General features: G+C 56.6%; 10 protein-coding genes. 3 read left to right on the top strand and 7 right to left on the bottom strand.

Annotated elements, in window-relative coordinates:
- Positions 1–3 precede the first annotated feature (3 nt).
- The 4 genes from Pla100_RS17475 to Pla100_RS17490 all read right to left on the bottom strand — a co-directional run bounded on the left by Pla100_RS17475 (position 4) and on the right by Pla100_RS17490 (position 7596).
- The gene (locus tag Pla100_RS17475) at positions 4–1533 is read right to left on the bottom strand and encodes a DUF1501 domain-containing protein (RefSeq protein ID WP_146578983.1); all 1530 of its coding nucleotides are present in this window, start codon (positions 1531–1533) and stop codon (positions 4–6) included.
- Positions 1530–5099, bottom strand: coding sequence for a PSD1 and planctomycete cytochrome C domain-containing protein (locus Pla100_RS17480; protein WP_146578984.1), 3570 nt, complete (start codon positions 5097–5099; stop codon positions 1530–1532). The genes Pla100_RS17475 and Pla100_RS17480 overlap by 4 nt, the downstream gene beginning before the upstream one ends.
- Positions 5099–5857 (bottom strand): ThuA domain-containing protein, encoded by a 759-nt coding sequence (locus tag Pla100_RS17485; RefSeq protein WP_146578985.1) that lies wholly within the window; start codon positions 5855–5857, stop codon positions 5099–5101. Before Pla100_RS17485 ends, Pla100_RS17480 begins: the two co-directional genes overlap by 1 nt.
- 395 nt (positions 5858–6252) lie before the next feature.
- The gene (locus Pla100_RS17490) at positions 6253–7596 is read right to left on the bottom strand and encodes a DUF4912 domain-containing protein (RefSeq protein ID WP_146578986.1); all 1344 of its coding nucleotides are present in this window, start codon (positions 7594–7596) and stop codon (positions 6253–6255) included.
- A 297-nt stretch (positions 7597–7893) separates the two neighbouring features.
- On the opposite strand from Pla100_RS17490, the gene Pla100_RS17495 reads away from it, so the two are divergent.
- From Pla100_RS17495 to Pla100_RS17505, 3 genes are all read left to right on the top strand, one after another.
- The gene (locus tag Pla100_RS17495; RefSeq protein ID WP_146578987.1) at positions 7894–8220 is read left to right on the top strand and encodes an AtpZ/AtpI family protein; all 327 of its coding nucleotides are present in this window, start codon (positions 7894–7896) and stop codon (positions 8218–8220) included.
- 109 nt (positions 8221–8329) lie between these two features.
- Positions 8330–9535, top strand: a complete 1206-nt coding sequence (locus tag Pla100_RS17500) for a type IV pilus twitching motility protein PilT (protein ID WP_146578988.1) — start codon at positions 8330–8332, stop codon at positions 9533–9535.
- A gap of 120 nt (positions 9536–9655) precedes the next feature.
- A complete protein-coding gene (locus Pla100_RS17505) occupies positions 9656–10996 on the top strand; it encodes an ATPase, T2SS/T4P/T4SS family (RefSeq protein ID WP_146578989.1) in 1341 nt (446 codons plus the stop codon).
- Positions 10997–11180: 184 nt separating this feature from the next.
- Here Pla100_RS17505 and Pla100_RS17510 read toward each other — a convergent pair whose 3' ends face one another.
- The 3 genes from Pla100_RS17510 to Pla100_RS17520 form a co-directional block, all read right to left on the bottom strand.
- On the bottom strand, positions 11181–14147 hold the full coding sequence (locus Pla100_RS17510) for a serine/threonine-protein kinase (RefSeq protein WP_146578990.1): 2967 nt from the start codon (positions 14145–14147) through the stop codon (positions 11181–11183).
- Positions 14148–14391: 244 nt separating this feature from the next.
- The gene (locus Pla100_RS17515) at positions 14392–15030 is read right to left on the bottom strand and encodes a hypothetical protein (RefSeq protein WP_146578991.1); all 639 of its coding nucleotides are present in this window, start codon (positions 15028–15030) and stop codon (positions 14392–14394) included.
- Between the two features lie 179 nt (positions 15031–15209).
- Positions 15210–15884 (bottom strand): Uma2 family endonuclease, encoded by a 675-nt coding sequence (locus Pla100_RS17520; protein WP_231603163.1) that lies wholly within the window; start codon positions 15882–15884, stop codon positions 15210–15212.
- Between the last annotated feature and the right edge of the window lie 22 nt (positions 15885–15906).

Below are 15906 nucleotides of genomic sequence, written 5' to 3' on the forward strand. Positions count from 1 at the left end.
ACCCTATCCCAGGATTTCTTGAACGACTCGGCTATCTTCAACGCCGGTCAGTTTTTGTTCGAGACCTTGGAATGGGTATGAGAACCGTTCGTGATCGATTCCGAGTTGATGCAAGATTGTGGCGTTCAGGTCCCGGATATGAACGGGGTCTTTCACAATGTTGTAGCTGAACTCGTCCGTTTCGCCGAAGACGGTTCCCGGCTTGATCCCCGCTCCGGCCAACCACACCGTAAAGCACTTGGGATGGTGATCGCGTCCGTAATTGGTTTTCGTCAGTGTGCCTTGGCAATAAACCGTTCGTCCAAACTCGCCCCCCCAAACGACCAACGTATCGTCGAGCAGACCCCGTTGTTTTAAGTCGGTTAACAAACCCGCCGAAGGTTGGTCGACGTCGCGGCATTGATTGGGAAGGTCAGTGGGAAGCTGGCCATGTTGATCCCAACCGCGATGGAAAATTTGAGTGAACCGCACACCACGCTCGGCCATCCGACGAGCCATCAAGCAGCAGTTCGCGTAGGTGCCCGGTTTGAGCACCTCGGGGCCGTAGAGATCCAACACGTGTTGTGGCTCGTCGCTGAGGTCAGCCAATTCGGGCACGCTCGTTTGCATCCGAAACGCCATTTCGTACTGGGCGATTCGGGCTTCCGTTTCCGGATCACCGATCCGTTGCAGCGTTTGTTGATTGAGTTCGGCGAGCGAATCGAGCATCCGACGCCGGACGGTTGCGTCGATGCCCTCGGGGTTGGACAAATACAATACCGGGTCTCCCGTACTTCGCAGCGCCACACCTTGGTACTTGCTCGGCAAAAAACCGCTGCCCCATAAGCGGTTGAATAGCGCTTGGGCTTGTTTGCGTCCCGTCCACGATGCCGTCATCACGACGAACGCGGGCAGGTCTGCGTTCTCGGTTCCCAAGCCATAGCTCAACCACGAACCCAGCGACGCTTTGCCGGGCAATTGATTTCCGGTGCAGATATAGGTAATCGCCGGATCGTGGTTGATCGCTTCGGTCCACATCGATTTGACCAACGCGATCTCGTCGACTTTGCCCGCCATGTGCGGGATCAACTCGCTCGCCATCGTTCCGTTTTGCCCGTGCGGTGTGAACGAATAGATGCTCGGCGCGATCGGGAACCGGGCTTGGCCGCTCGTCATGGTTGTCAAGCGTTGACCTTGGCGTATCGATTCGGGCAGGTCTTTGTCGAACCAATCCGCCATGACCGGCTTGTGATCCCACATATCCATTTGGCTCGGCGCCCCAGACATGAACAAATAGATCGCCCGCTTGGCGGCCGGTTCATGGTGCGGCAAGCCAGGCAGCCCCGATGGTTTTGATGCGAAGTCCGCCGTGGAAGTTGGAACGGATTCGGCAGCAAGCAGGGAACAAGGTGTGTCGAGCGATGCCAACGCCGCCGCACCGAGCCCTAAGCATGATCTCGAGAACAGCGAACGACGCGAAAGCTGAGCCAAGCGAGTCTGAGCCTCGGACGCATTGAGCCAATCCGAAGCGAGCGTGGGTTGAGTCGGATTCATTTGCAGACCACTTCGTCGAGATTCAAGAGCGTATTAGAAAGTACCGTCCAGGCCGCCAGTTCGGCATCACTGATCCCGACCAACGATTGGGCTTGGTCGAGATCGTTGGCGTAGTAGTGACCCAAATCCGTCGCCAGACGCGACAACGTTTTGACTTCCTCCGGTTCGGGCGTTCGCAACACGACATGATGGAACAACCGAACCAAACGTGCCGACGGAACATCCATTTCACCGGAGACCGATAAGTCATTCCACGACAGGGCTTGTTTGGCCAATTCTTGGGACGCTTTCAACGTTTGCGGTTCGTTGAGCAATAGCAGTGCTTGCAGCGGTGTGTTGGTTCGCTCACGCCGGGCCGTGCAAGATTCACGACTCGGTGCGTCGAACGTCGTCATCACGGCCGGGGCGCTAGTGCGTTTCCAAAACGTGTAAACACTGCGTCGGTAAATTCGATCACCTTCATCGGCGACAAACACGGCCGTGTCGCTGTCGGTGTACCCGACGGCGGCCCACAACCCGGCGGGTTGTGGCGGCTTCACACTCGGGCCGCCTTGTTGGTCGACAAGCAAACCTGAGATCGCCAATGTTTGATCCCGCAACATCTCCGCATCGAGCCGGAATCGAGGACCGCGAGCAAGCAAGCGATTCGTCGGATCGACGGCCAGCAACGTCAGAGATGTTTTCGCACCGCGTTGATACGCCTGGGTCATCACCAAACGTTTCATGAACGCTTTCACGTTCCATCCACTCTCTTGAAATTCGATCGCAAGTTGATCGAGCAATTCCGGGTGCGACGGCGGGTTGCCTTGGTTGCCAAAATCCTCACTCGTCTTGACCAAGCCGATTCCAAAAACTTGTTGCCAAAACCGATTAACCGCGACACGCGCGGTCAGCGGGTGATTTTCATGAACCAACCACTGCGCCAAGCCCAGTCGATCCGAGGGAGCATCCTTCGGCATCGGCGGCAAGAATTCGGGAGTACGTCGTTCAACTTTCTCACCGGGTGAATCGTATTGCCCGCGTTGTAGGACGAAGGCGTCACGAGGTTGGGCGGTTTCTTTCCAGACCAACGTCGTCGGAATTTGTTTCTGAACCTCATCCTTCATCTTCAATAGGCCGCTCCGCATGTCTTGAAGAGCCAACCATTGCGGGTGACTGCAATACGACGATCGATAGAACGAACGAAGTGCTTTGATTTGGTGAGAGTCTTGTTGATCCGCAGGAACCGATGCCAAGGCGTCTAGGCGTTTCGCCAAACGTTTTGGGATCTCCACCTCCGACGATGGGAACGCGAACGCGAGTCGGCCTTGATCTTGGCCTGGTTGCGACACGCTGCGAATGAACAGATGGTTGGTACCCTTCTTGAGTTTCAACGAAACCGTTTTTCGCAGCGGCTGAAATTTGGCCGGTCCACGCTGCTCGTCGATCTTCGCTCCGTTGAGAAACACGACGTGACCGCCATCATTGCCGATGGTCATTTCGATGGTTTGCTCTTTTTCCGATTCGATCGTCTGATGCAACACGGTCGCACTATCATGATCGGACGACTTGGGAACGAAGTTCGTCAAAACTGGAAGCACGTCGGCCCGGTGTTGCCATCGATAAGTTCGATCGCCTGATGTGATCGCCGCGTCCGCATCAAACGCATCTAGGTTCTCACCGGCGACGACGTCCGCGTATCCCGCATTGGAATCCTGACGCTCGATCGGTCCGATCACATGAACATCGCCCAGGCGGATCGAGGGGGTGACGGACTCCTGGATCGCCGATTCCAATAGCTGGAACTCGACGGCGCGAAACATGTGCTGTGCGTATCGCGATTGATAGCTCATCCGCACCCGCAATTCAGGTCCTGCGTCCGGGTTGTCAGCCGATGCGGTGACCTCGAGCGGATCGGTCAATTCAAATTGAGCTGACCTAGGCCCGGTTTTGTCGTGACCGGCGACGGCCCAACCGGTGTCCAGGTCGATGACGCCGTCGAAGGCTTTTTCGATGGCATATCCGTTGTCGTCTTGTTGGATGTTCGCGTGACCTGTGGCGATTTTAATCTGTTGCCAACCCGTATCGGCTCGTCCGTTATCGCGGTAGTCGAGCGTGATCTCACTGAGCACGACGTTGCCGTTGGACGACAATCCCACCCGGGGATGTTTCTCGTCGGTCAGGGCCTCCAAGTGGAACGTACGCCACGTGCCCGGCGGAATTGGCAAGACGATCTCGACATGATCGGTTGCTTTGGGTTGATCCAAGACAATGCTGCGTTCGACCACTGTCACGGTCGTGCCGGCCTCACTGGAGGCGGCGGACGGCACCAATTCCGCTTTGACGATTTCGGATCGATCGGTCAGCGAACGTTGCCAGGCCAATTGGGCGGCATCCACCTCGTCGAGCGGACCTTTGAGTTGCTCGTCGAGATGGGCCAACTCGCGTTCGACTTCATCGAGCCGCTCGGTTTGCTCTTGCGAAGGGATCTTGATCACCGGCGGGTGGTCTTTTTTGTTGCCATCGAGCGCGCTTCCGTCGAGCGAGTTGAAGAACGCCGAAAGCGAGTAGTAGTCTTTTTGAGTGATCGGATCAAACTTGTGATCGTGGCAGACGGCGCAGCCGGTGGTTAACCCCAAGAAGATGGTGCCGAAGGCGTCGGTTCGATCGATCACATTACGGGCGAACACTTCGTCGTAGATCGACCCGCCTTCGCTCGTCGTGACGTTCAAACGGTTAAAACCGCTGGCGACTTGTTGATCGACGGTTGGTTCGGGAAGCAAATCGCCGGCGAGTTGTTCGGTGATGAAAACGTCAAACGGTTTGTTGCTGTTGAACGCATTGATCACCCAATCACGGTAATGCCACATCTCGCGGTAGTTGTCCAAGTGCAAGCCGTGGGTATCACCATAGCGAACCAGGTCCAACCAATAACGCCCCATGTGTTCGCCGAATGCGGGTGACTGAAGTAAGCGATCGACGTATGTTTCGTAGGCCAGCGGTGACGGGTCGTTAACCAATCCTTGCACCTGATCCCAAGTCGGCGGCAAGCCGGTCAAGTCAAACGCAACTCGACGGGCGAGTGTGGTCCGGTCGGCGGGACCGTTGGGCGTGAGGCCCCGTTCGCTCAGTTTGAGGTCGAGCCACTCGTCGATGGTTCGATCGGGTGTCTCAATTCGTTTGGGCGGAATGAACGACCAATGGTCTTCGAACTTGGCACCGCCGGCGATCCAAGCTTCGAGTAGTCGCTTGGACTGCTTATCGAGGGGTTTGTGATGCCCGGGCGGCGGCATGATCAGGTCCGGATCATCCGTCCGCAACCGTTCCACGATCAGACTTTCTTCCCAAGCGTCGGCGTCGACGACCTCGGCGATCCCGTCGGCGGTGTCGAGCCGCACGCCTGCTTGACGCTCTTGTTCGTCGGGACCATGGCAGGCAAAACAGTGATCCGACAACAAAGGTCGAATCTCGCTCGCAAAGTTGGGAAGGGGGGTTTCCGCAACAACAGACGATCCCAGACCGAGCAATCCGACTGCCACGCACATCCGAATGCCTGAGACGAATGTCGCAGCGTTTCGGTCCCTCATCACTCCAGCCTTCCAGCGGCCCATAACATACCTCGGACAAGCGTCTCTAAGTAAACTTCGTCTTCGAACGTTTCCCGCGAGTGGCCATAAGTGGTGCCAAAGACGCGGGCGTTACCATATTGATTGGTCCAAATCACCGGATTGGTTTTTCCCGTCTTTTGACTATCCGACGTTGCCAAGACGGTCGTATTGGGCCACACCTTTTCGATGATATAAAGTTCGTCCATCGCCGACGTGTGGGCTTCCGGATAATCCCGCATGATCGGATGGTCGGCCGCCGCGATCTTGATGGGGTAGCGGGCTTGATGCTCGTGGTGGCGACTGGTCACGCCGAGGAATTCACGCCAATCATCGATATCGGCATCTCGGTAGGTGTGCATGGCACAGTGAATCACAACGGCCGGAACGCCAGCCTTGTGGACCCGCGTGATGCTGCGGATGTAGTCCGGGTTGGTCGTTGCGGCAAAGCATTCGTTGTGGACCACGACGTCGAATCCCTTGGACCACTCGTCGTTGCCGTAAAAGTCGATCTCCGCTTCGGTGCCCTTGCCGCCTTCGTTGACCACCGTCCAAACCGCCGCAACGCCGGCTTTCTCGGTCGCCAATTGCAACGCCTTGGCTTGGAAATCGTAATCATGACAGCAACCGCTGGTGATCAACAGCACGTTGAGAGGGGCAGTGTCGTCTCCACGGGACGCGACTGTCGCGACGGTCGAAACAAACATGCCGAACAAACAGACAAACAAGCGGGATAACATGGTGGGCTCGGAGGGGGGAGTCAGGGAGGAAATACCTTGCGGGTCAAGCGTACTCGTCCTCAATGAAATGGTACTCGTGCTCAAACTCGAAACACACCGTCGAGCACGAAGTACGAGTACCGCCGAGGGCTGAGTACGAGCACGAGAGCCCGGTTGAATGCGAGTTCCCGCCTCTTTGGTTTGCATTACGCGACTTCAAAATGCGTAAGCAAGGAATGAGTCAATATCAATGATCCCTCGCTTACGCAGCGGGTTACGATGAGGACTCAATCAACAGCCTGCCAGCGCCGTCGGCTCGCCAGATCAACCGCACGTCGCGAGTTGGGCTACCGATCACCGAAAGTCTTGGCGACTTTCGCTGCGTCGTAAACCTCAAGCTCAACTCGGATGAATCGCTAGTTGTTCTCGTGAAGTTCGACCGTGTCCATCGTTTTGGTGTTGCGTTCAACAGCGATGACGGTGGTCCGTTGGCGCAGTCCGTCTCGGGTTTCGGCCGTCACGGGCAGCACTTGACGTTTGTCTGGCAACTCCATTCGAACCGTGAACGCACCGTCGCTTTGCAATTTCACCGGGTGTCCGGAAACCATGACCGAGGCGGTCGGATCGGTTTTTCCGAAGATAATCAACTCCGCGTCGACGTCCAGTCGGAGTTTCATCTGACGCAGCAACGATGGGTCGCCCGTCATGCTGCCCGATTCGTTGACTTGTGGCATGCGTCGCTGCAACTTTTCTTCGAAGGCTTCACGAAGTTCGCCGCTGCTGGACTCCAGGCCACCACTGAGGGCATAGATGCGCTCGTAGTCTTCGGCGATATCTTCCCAGTGTTCGTCGAGCCGCTCGCAATCCCCGGGAACCGGAGTTTCGACGATGTTGCTACGACAGAGGCAGTGAAACTCGCCGTTGGCGGCCAAGTAACCGATCGCGACCCGATAACGCGAAGGCGGGTCCTGGACGTCGATATACCAATTGCTCACGCCACCGTGGATGGAAATATCGCGAGAGACGGTTTCGGCCCGGTTACTCGCCACGTCACCCACGGCAAGCAAACGCAACGTCGGAACGGCGGTGTGCCATCGTTCGGCCAGGGCCGACTGAGCCCTTTGGACGCTTTGTTGAGTAATTTCCCAGCTCGCTTGTAACCAATAGGAATCACGCACCAGCAACACGATTCGATCGCGGTGCGGTGTTTCGACACGTTGGCGGTTGACTCCGGCGGCGACCGCAGATCCAGCGACCAGCGTGCTCGTCGATAGATCCTTGTGCTTCTGCATCAGCTCGCGGCGGCGTCGCATTTCGGCACGAATTTGCAAGGTCTTCGCAGAAATTTTTGGTTCGGAAAGTTCCGGCAAGGGGGCATCGTTGCGGGAAGGGGTTCGTCGATTTCGAGCACGCGAAGCCGAATGCCGAGAAGAAGCCGGCCTCGACGAAGGACTTCGCTTGGCTGCGGGACTGGACGCAATGGTGGAACTCGAAGCGGCCGAAAGACGGGGGTTGGTTGAGGTTTTATCCGGTTGGGAAGTGGTCGACTTTGGTTTGGCCGATTCTTCCTTTTTCTTCGCGACTAATTCTTTCTGCTTTGATTCAGTCGCCGCCTTGCGACGCAAGCGACGCTGGACCTTCCGAATCTCGCTGACCAAGTCGTCTTTCTTCATGGCGTGCCAACCGGCGACGCCATAGTTCTTGGCCAATTCGGCCAGCTCTTTACGTGTCTGTAAGTTCAGGTTGGCATTGGTAATCATGATGGGCTCCACGTAAAAACGACGTCACGGCGTGTGAGAATCGGTTGCGTCTGTTCAATGGTGCTTGAAACACCCAAAATCGGGGGCAAAATTTGGGGTTGTCCCGAAAAAATCGATTAAAGGGGGAATTCGCAGCCAAGTCATTATGACAAGGGACCCCTCTTCGTTCTAGGGCCGGGTTGACAATTTGACCAACTTCGGCATGAAAACACGACACACGCTGGCCTTTTTCGCTACGTTCGTCGCGTCTTACCTAGTCCAGCGATTTTCTCAATCATTCCAAACGGAATCCTTTTGATGACCTCCCCACAGAACGATCCCAACCCCTCCCCCCCTGATACCGACGGCCCAAACGACTTCAAAAGCCCGAGAGGCTCAAAGCCCCGCGAAGAAGGCAAGAAGTGGGAGGGTGGTCAGGATTCCTTCCAACAGCGGCGTTTAATGATGCGACTGGCATCGGCCGGGTTTGAATTAGCGAGTTTCTCGTTGATTTTGGGCGGGTTAGGTTATGCCATTGACCAGTGGGCTGGCAATCAAACCCCCTACATCGCCATTGTGGGGCTGCTTTTGGGGTTCTCGCTCGGCTTTTACCGGCTGATCATCTTGGCCAATCAGCTCTCGTGAATCGACAATCTTTCCGAATCGAGTAAGCTATTGACAACTCGTCTGGGCTGCTCGTCTCGAATCCGCCCCGATCTCGCAGCTCAATACCTTTTCTCCAGTCACACGATCCATGTCTCACGGCAAACCCGCTAAAGCAGCTTCTTCCGCGCCGGGCCGAGATATGTCGGCCGATGCGGTCGCGGCCCGACTCAAGAGTTCACTTCTGCAAGAGAAGAAGGAACTCGAAGTCGACAAGATTTTTCGTGCCCTGGTGAAACTGGAGGGTTCGGACCTTCACATGAAAGTCGGGCAACCGCCGATGGTGCGGGTTCGCGGTGAACTCAAACCTCTCAATCGCGGCCCGATCGATGCCGAAGAGATGGTCCGATTGCTGTTGCCGATGATGGACGAGCGAAACCTGATCATTTTCGAGGAAGAGGGCGGGGCCGACTTTTCGTACGCCTGTGACGTCGACGGGACCCGCTGGCGTTTCCGGATCAACATGCTCAAGTCGCTGGGCAATATCGGTCTGGTCGCCCGCCGGATCAGCAACTTCATTCCCGACTTTCGCGGCCTGTTCTTGCCCGAATCGATCGAACAGCTGTGCCACTACGAACAGGGCATGGTGCTGCTCGCCGGCGTGACGGGTTCGGGCAAGAGTACGACGATCGGTTCGATGCTCAATTACATCAACAGCATCTATCGCAAGCACATCCTGACCCTCGAAGACCCGATCGAGTTCATCTTCACCGAAGACAAATCACTGATCAATCAGCGTGAGATCGGCCAGGACGTCGCGAACTTTTCGATCGGGATGAAACACGCCGTGCGGGAAGACCCCGACATCATTCTCGTCGGCGAGCTTCGTGATGAAGAAACGTTCATGACGGCGATTCACGCCGCCGAAACCGGGCACCTCGTGTTCGGTACGATTCACGCCGCGAGCGCGTCGACGTGCATCGGACGGATCTTGGACTTGTTCCCCGAAGAGATGCACCGTGCGATCCGCAGCGCGATCGCGTTCAACATGAAGGGCATCGTCGCGCAGAAATTGCTCAAGAGCATTCGTCCGGGCGTTTCACGCGTGCCGACGTGCGAAGTGATGACGTTCAGTCCGATGATCCGCAAGTTGGTCCTGGAGGGTCATGACAACAAGCTACCCGACGCGATCCGCATCGGTGCCGAAGACGGGATGCAAGACTTTACGATGAGCTTGCAAAAACTGATTGATGACGACTTGATCGATCGCCCGACCGCTTTCGCCGTCGCACCCAACAAAGACGCATTGAAGATGGCCCTGAAGGGCATCGACGTGAAAGCTCCCGGCATTATCTAAGATTGTTTCGAAAAGGGGTCTGACCCTTTGGGCGAGTCGGTCTCATTGAATTTTTGTCTCGCCGGAGAGGGTCAGACCCCTTTTCGAAACAGTCTCTATTCCGACAACCCGAAACACCTCATGGCTGAAGCACCCGCTGAAATTCAATTGTGGCAAACCGTCGCGCCCGTCGAGTACGTTCCCAAGATTAAGGAACGCTCCGAGGCGCAGGCGCTGTTGATCAGTACCCGGCAGGGACCAGGATACTTGATCGCCGGTGGCCAACTCGCTCACGCGATCCAATCGCGGGCGACGCACATCTTGATGGACTTTTCGCAAAACGCCTGTGCGATTCGATATCAGATCGACGGAAACTGGGAGCAATTGCCGCCGCTCGATCGCGAAACCGGCGATGCGATGTTATACGCGCTTAAACAACTCTCATTGATGAACCCCGCCGATCGACGCGGCGCGCAAAAGGGCGTGCTTGGGTTCAAAATCAAAAAAGACAAATTTGATCTCTCGATTCAATCCCAGGGCGTTCCCACCGGCGAACGCGTGATCTGTCGAATCGAAGCCGAGAAGCTGCCATTCGGTAATCTGTCCGACCTCGGGATGCGGGACAAGATGATCGAGCAATTCAAAGAACAGCTCAACGGCGAAGGCAACGTCGTCTTGATCACGGCCAAAAAAGGCGAAGGCGTCACAACCCTATGGAACGTCGCGATCAACGCGGCTGATCGTTTGGTGCGAGACTTTCAATCGTTCGAACCGGCCGAGTCGCCTGAACCCGAGATCATCAACATCTCACCCAACCTCTACGGCGGCGACACCGGCAAGACCGAACTCGAAGTCGTCAACCGCATGGTGCTCCGCGAGCCCGACGTGTTGATGTTCCCGAACCCACCTGAAGCCGAATCCCTGAAAGTTTGTTTGGAAAAGGTGATCGAAGAAGACCGCCAGGTCATCCACCGCATGGCGGCGGACAGCCCCATCGCGGCATTCTTGTCGTTCGCCCAACGTTATCCGGATTGTCGAAAAATGATCATCGACAAGACCACCGCGGTGATCCATCAACGCTTAGTACGTCGGTTGTGTGAAAATTGCAAAGTCGGTTTCGAACCGCCTCCGCAATTGCTTGCCCAGTTGGGCATTCCTGCCGGCCGCGTGCCGGTGCTGTTCGCGCCCTTCATCCCACCACCAATCGAACAACAAGTCGACGAACAAGGCCGCCCGGCACCGATCACGCCGTGTCATGTCTGTGGCGGTCGAGGTTACTTTGGGCGCATCGGCGTGTTCGAATTGCTACGACCGGGGCCGCAGTTCAAAGCAGCCATGGCGAAGACGAGCGACGCCAGCCAGCTATTCTCGATCGCCAAAGCCGAAGGCCACCGCAGCATCCAAGCCGAAGCGGTTCTGTCGGTCGCCCGAGGCCTGACGAGTCTCGACGAACTCAAACGCGTGTTCTCCAAAGGCTCTTAGTTAGCCCGAACGCGACTGTTTTGAAGTTACACTTTTGCCTGTGGTATTGGTTTTTCGTAACCCGCTGCGTAAGCAAGGGATGAGCCAATATCAATGATCCCTCGCTTACGCAGCGGGTTACGATTCAATCAACAGCCCGATAGCGTCCGGTTTTTGCTGGTAATCGCGAGCTTTCGCTCTGTGGCTAACGCCAAGCCAACTTCCCGCTCGGTGGCGTAACTTTTGGTGTCGTTTCGGGCACGTCCACGCGAACGGGCCCGGCGACGGCTCGTAAACGGCAATGCGACCAATCCAGTGTGACCAAGCTGCCGTCACCACATCCCGCGACAAGCCGGTCGTGATCGGTGTCGATCAACAGGCTGTCGATACTTTCGCCGATCATCGGAAACACCGCCATCTTCGGTTCGATGTCAGACAAGCAAGCTACCCAGACTTCGTTCCCGACGCCTGCGGCGAGCCAATCGCCATCGCTTGAGAACGCAAGGCAGCGAACCGGAGATCCGACGTTGTTCGATTCGTCGGTCATCGAAAGGGGCTTCGTCGACGCGGCACGCAGTGGAAAGGTCACCCCGGCGGATCGATCCGCATCACGTCGCTCGATCACGTGCACGGCAACCGCACCTTGCTCGGTACCACTGGCCAACATCAACGAGTCGGCACCTTTCCAGATCGATGTCATCGTGGTGATCCCGTGTTGGAGCGAATCGTCATCGACAAAAACACGCTCGACTTGTGGCTCGTCTCCGAACACCTGATGAACCGAAACGATCCCGCTGTCATTGCCCTCGCAAAACAAGTTCGCCGACATGGATGAACCACTCGGAAGCACCGGAGGCACTTCGATGACCCAAGACCTCGCGATTCCCGTATGGGTCGCCTTGGCGCTGGATTGGTCGCGGCGGTTCGATTCGAATTCGTCCCAATCGTAGACCACGACATCACCGCCCTCTTGGCGGACCACCAAATGATCTCCCGATCCGACAAAACGAATCTCCGCCGCCACGTCTAACAAGTCCGTCGACGCGATGATGGCTTCGGACGAAACGGTTTTCGCGGTGTCGACGACGATGGCCGCTTTATCGTCGAGCGAAACAACGATCCGGTCGGATCGTTCGGGATGGGCGGTGAGTGTCAAGACTTCTGCGTCGAAAGACCAACTTGCCGCATGAGGCACGGGGAACGCATCGAACCCGGTTGATTTCAACGGGCTTAATTCCCAAATCGAAACCCGATCGCGAGCTCCGACGATCAAGCTCCTTTTGTTGCCCGACAATAGCACGCTTTGAGGAAAGGCAATGTTGTTGTCCGCCTTGGCGATCACGGTCGAGCGAAGCGTCATGGCGGTAGATGAAATGCCAGCTATCGTTTGGGCTGGTTCAGTTCCATCGGCCGCCCACGTCCACCATCGAACGTCCGAGTCATAACCGGTCGTCAGATATCCCATCGGTGATCCGATCGGCTTTAGCCATTCGATTTCGCCGCCGTGTTGGTCGAGTGATAGTTCGGGTTGAACGGTCAACCATTTTGGATCGGCTTTTGTGGCCTCACGAAACAGTCCGATCGCTTGTAGCCGTTGCTCTGGGGTCAGTGAATCGGCGGCGATCAGCGACTTCGATTGTTCGAAGGGGTTTGTTTCCCCGGTCCCGGAATCGACTTCACCGATGTCGGGTATCGTCCCTGGAGTATCGGGTTGCTGCTGCGAATTGCCGCCGAGGAAAGGCAACGTCAATGCCAAGATTGCCAGCCCCGCGATCCCGCCGCCCACCCACCATCCTGGCTTTCGCCATGTTGTTGGCCGGGGCGCTTGATCGGTCGGTTTCTTTGCCAATTCCACGGCATCCGAACCGAGCGATTCGGGAAGCAATCCGTACGATTGCGATTGCGGTTTGGCGGCCGCTTGGGCGGCGTCGAGTTGGGATCCGAAGTTGAATGTGTCGTCGACGTCGCCGCTAGGTCCGCGATGATTGGGGCGGCCCAAAAACTCAGTGGCAACTTGCCCCGGCATTTGATCGTCGGTCTTGGCGATCGAGGAACTGGTGATGATCGGCGAGCCACCTTTGGACTGTTGCACAAACGCGTCGGTCAGGTCTTCACTGTCGAGCGTGTCCAAGCCGATCGGGCCCGAACCATCGGATTGTCGCTTCGGCTTGACCGCAACGCCACCGTAAGCCGGCCCCGCGCCCTCTCCCACCGTGTTCAAACCTTGCTCGGTCAGGGCAACGCGGATCGCGTCGACGAAGGCCGAGTTGCTGGGGTAACGTTCCCGCCAATCTTTATGCGTGGCACGTTCCAATATCTCTCGCTCAATCACTGGCACGCGACTGAAGTTCAACGTACCCGAAAGGTGCGTTTGCAATACTTTGTGAACACTTCCGTCCTCCAACGGCAAGCGACCGGTTCGCAGGTGGTAGTACGTCACCGCGAGTGAGTATTGATCGCTATTGCAAGACGGTTTGCCGTTGATCGCCTCGGGCGACATGTAGGCGGGCGTTCCGGCAGCGGCGGTCATGGTCGCTTCGCTGCGTTTGAGCACGCGCGCCAATCCGAAGTCACAGATTACCGCGGAGTCGCCGATCAACACGATGTTGGCCGGCTTGATATCGCAGTGTTGCAACGAGACCAAACCGGAACCGAAATCGTGTTTGGGTGCGTTGAGGAAATCCAAACCGCGGGCGGTGCCTTCCATGTATCGCAACAAGTCACCCGGCGCGACGGGTGCGGGCGGGTTGGGATCGTTTCGTTTGGGAACATACTTTTCCAAACTCACGTCACCGAGCAACATTCCGACGACCAGCAACGACGCCTTCGGGCCGGGATTGGTCACGAATCCCGAATGGGCATCGATCGAATCCAGATCGAGGTTGGTGAGAGTTTCCTCTAACTCGTCGGGCGGTTCGGGAAGTACGACACCTTCGTAATCCAATTGCCAGATGCCGGTGATCTGCATCAGGTTGGCTTGCCGGATCGACTTGATGCGTTTGATCGCTGTGTATTCTTTTTGCCCTGAACTGTCCTCGAGGTTGATGAACTTCGCCGCGAGCGTCACGCCGCCCGGCCCGGACGCTCGCCAAACTTCACCGAACTGGCCCTTGCCGATGTACTCTTGTAACCGATAGCCGGGGGCGAATTCAAAACCTCGGCGAAGGATCATGGCGATTGACAAAATGAGGGGAGGCGGTTGACCCCCGCATTCTAAACGATTTCCGTTCCGACGCGGTACTACCAGCCTCGTGTTTTTAGGGTAGTGGATCTTGTCAAAGATCCACTAAGCATCGCGTGAACGTTAAGTGATGGATTCTTAACGTGGCGTCGACTTTCAGTCGACGTTTCAGGGTTTGGCGACTGAAAGTCGCCACCACTTAATGTTCACGCGATGCTAAGTTCGATTAAAACAGTCAATGATGCAGCGTCTCTTTGATCTTGGCGATCAGCTTCGGTTCGCCGTCGGTCTTGTAAGCCCCTTCGCCGCCTTGTCGTCTTCCTTGCGTGTATTGCAACCAAACCTTGGAATGACCGGCGAGTCCTTCGTAATCCAATCCCCAAGTGCCTTCGCCGAACTGGCCGCAACCATTCGCCTCCCGGGGGCGTCCTCGAGAAAATAGTGGGATCGGCAATTGTGGGATCTTTGAAAACGCCGCGCCGCCACCGACGAACCAAGCCGTGTAGTTCCCACAAAACGTGTTCGGGCGTCCGCAAATCGCCCACGGCGCGACTTCATCGGCATGCCCCGCCCGCTTGTCTTGATCCATGCGGTATCGCACCGGCGGGCAATCGCCACGGTCGCGATCCCCCGGCATCGTCCGGCACGGTTTCTTGGGGTGACCCGGGTCACGATCGACACCATAACAGTGCTCACACTCGCCACATTCGTTGCAATGGCCGTTGTCGCAATGGCCGTCACCGCACCACGCCGCGTCGCACTCGGAATGAATTGCGGTATGAGATTCGGCCTGCAATGTCGCCGCCGTCAGTGCAGCGAACACCAAACCCATCCACAACATCCGTGAGCGAAAGTGATGTGTTGATTGTGGCATGAGTCTTACCGAAAATGCGGGGCGGGAAAAAACGAAACAATCCGTTGTCCCTCAACATCGCCCTCCGGCGACCCCGATATCCAATTCAACCCGACCAAGCCGCACGTATCGCCGTCTTACCTGAACCGTCAAAACCGGCAAACTTTGCCACGCGATTCAGGACCGAGAGTTCACCGCCGTTAAGGACCGAACAGGTCGGCCAAATCCAGAGGAACGTTGCAAGGTTCAAGCGGCGAGAGGGACTCACCGGCTTTTGCCACACTGCGGTCGTTGAATCGACCGTTCTCGGGCTTGCGAAAAACATGGACGCACTGTCCCTGGAGGTCGACGACCCAGCACTCGACGATCATTGCTTTGGCGTATAAGTCGACCTTCTCGATCAAGTCGGCCTTCAACGAACTGTCCGCGATCTCGATCACCAACTTCACGTCGGCGGCCGACGGATGGCGTTCACGATAACGCGCCGCTCGGACCCAATAGACATCGGGCTCGGGGCGACTGTCGAATTCCGGCAGACCGAGGCCGATTTGCACAGCGACTTGAATCGAGCGTTGGGCCGTTGTTGTGAACGACCAATTTGTCAGATAGAGAATGAAGTCATCATGAATCGGGCCTGCAGGATTCATGCAGCGGATCTCCCCTCGGATCAGTTCAATCTTTCCGTGCAGGTGATCAAACGCACCTTTCTGAACCATTTCGCCATATTCGTCGGCGGTCAATCGTAGTGATTGGCTCATGCGGATTTTCTTGTCTTGCCACTGATTCTGTTCGTTCGACCGTTCGCTTTTCATTGTAGCGGCTTCCCAACGAGGCGGCGAGATTTTGCTCGACAGCCCGCCTGACGTTTCGCTCATGACCGTCGAGAATCCAAATTTG

This window comes from Neorhodopirellula pilleata (assembly GCF_007859915.1).
GTDB lineage: Bacteria > Planctomycetota > Planctomycetia > Pirellulales > Pirellulaceae > Rhodopirellula > Rhodopirellula pilleata.

Coding starts and splice junctions, on each gene's coding strand:
- Pla100_RS17475 (WP_146578983.1), bottom strand. CDS start 1,533: ATGAATCCGACTCAACCCACGCTCGCTTCGGATTGGCTCAATGCGTCC.
- Pla100_RS17480 (WP_146578984.1), bottom strand. CDS start 5,099: ATGAGGGACCGAAACGCTGCGACATTCGTCTCAGGCATTCGGATGTGC.
- Pla100_RS17485 (WP_146578985.1), bottom strand. CDS start 5,857: ATGTTATCCCGCTTGTTTGTCTGTTTGTTCGGCATGTTTGTTTCGACC.
- Pla100_RS17490 (WP_146578986.1), bottom strand. CDS start 7,596: ATGATTACCAATGCCAACCTGAACTTACAGACACGTAAAGAGCTGGCC.
- Pla100_RS17495 (WP_146578987.1), top strand. CDS start 7,894: ATGACCTCCCCACAGAACGATCCCAACCCCTCCCCCCCTGATACCGAC.
- Pla100_RS17500 (WP_146578988.1), top strand. CDS start 8,330: ATGTCTCACGGCAAACCCGCTAAAGCAGCTTCTTCCGCGCCGGGCCGA.
- Pla100_RS17505 (WP_146578989.1), top strand. CDS start 9,656: ATGGCTGAAGCACCCGCTGAAATTCAATTGTGGCAAACCGTCGCGCCC.
- Pla100_RS17510 (WP_146578990.1), bottom strand. CDS start 14,147: ATGATCCTTCGCCGAGGTTTTGAATTCGCCCCCGGCTATCGGTTACAA.
- Pla100_RS17515 (WP_146578991.1), bottom strand. CDS start 15,030: ATGCCACAATCAACACATCACTTTCGCTCACGGATGTTGTGGATGGGT.
- Pla100_RS17520 (WP_231603163.1), bottom strand. CDS start 15,884: ATGAGCGAAACGTCAGGCGGGCTGTCGAGCAAAATCTCGCCGCCTCGT.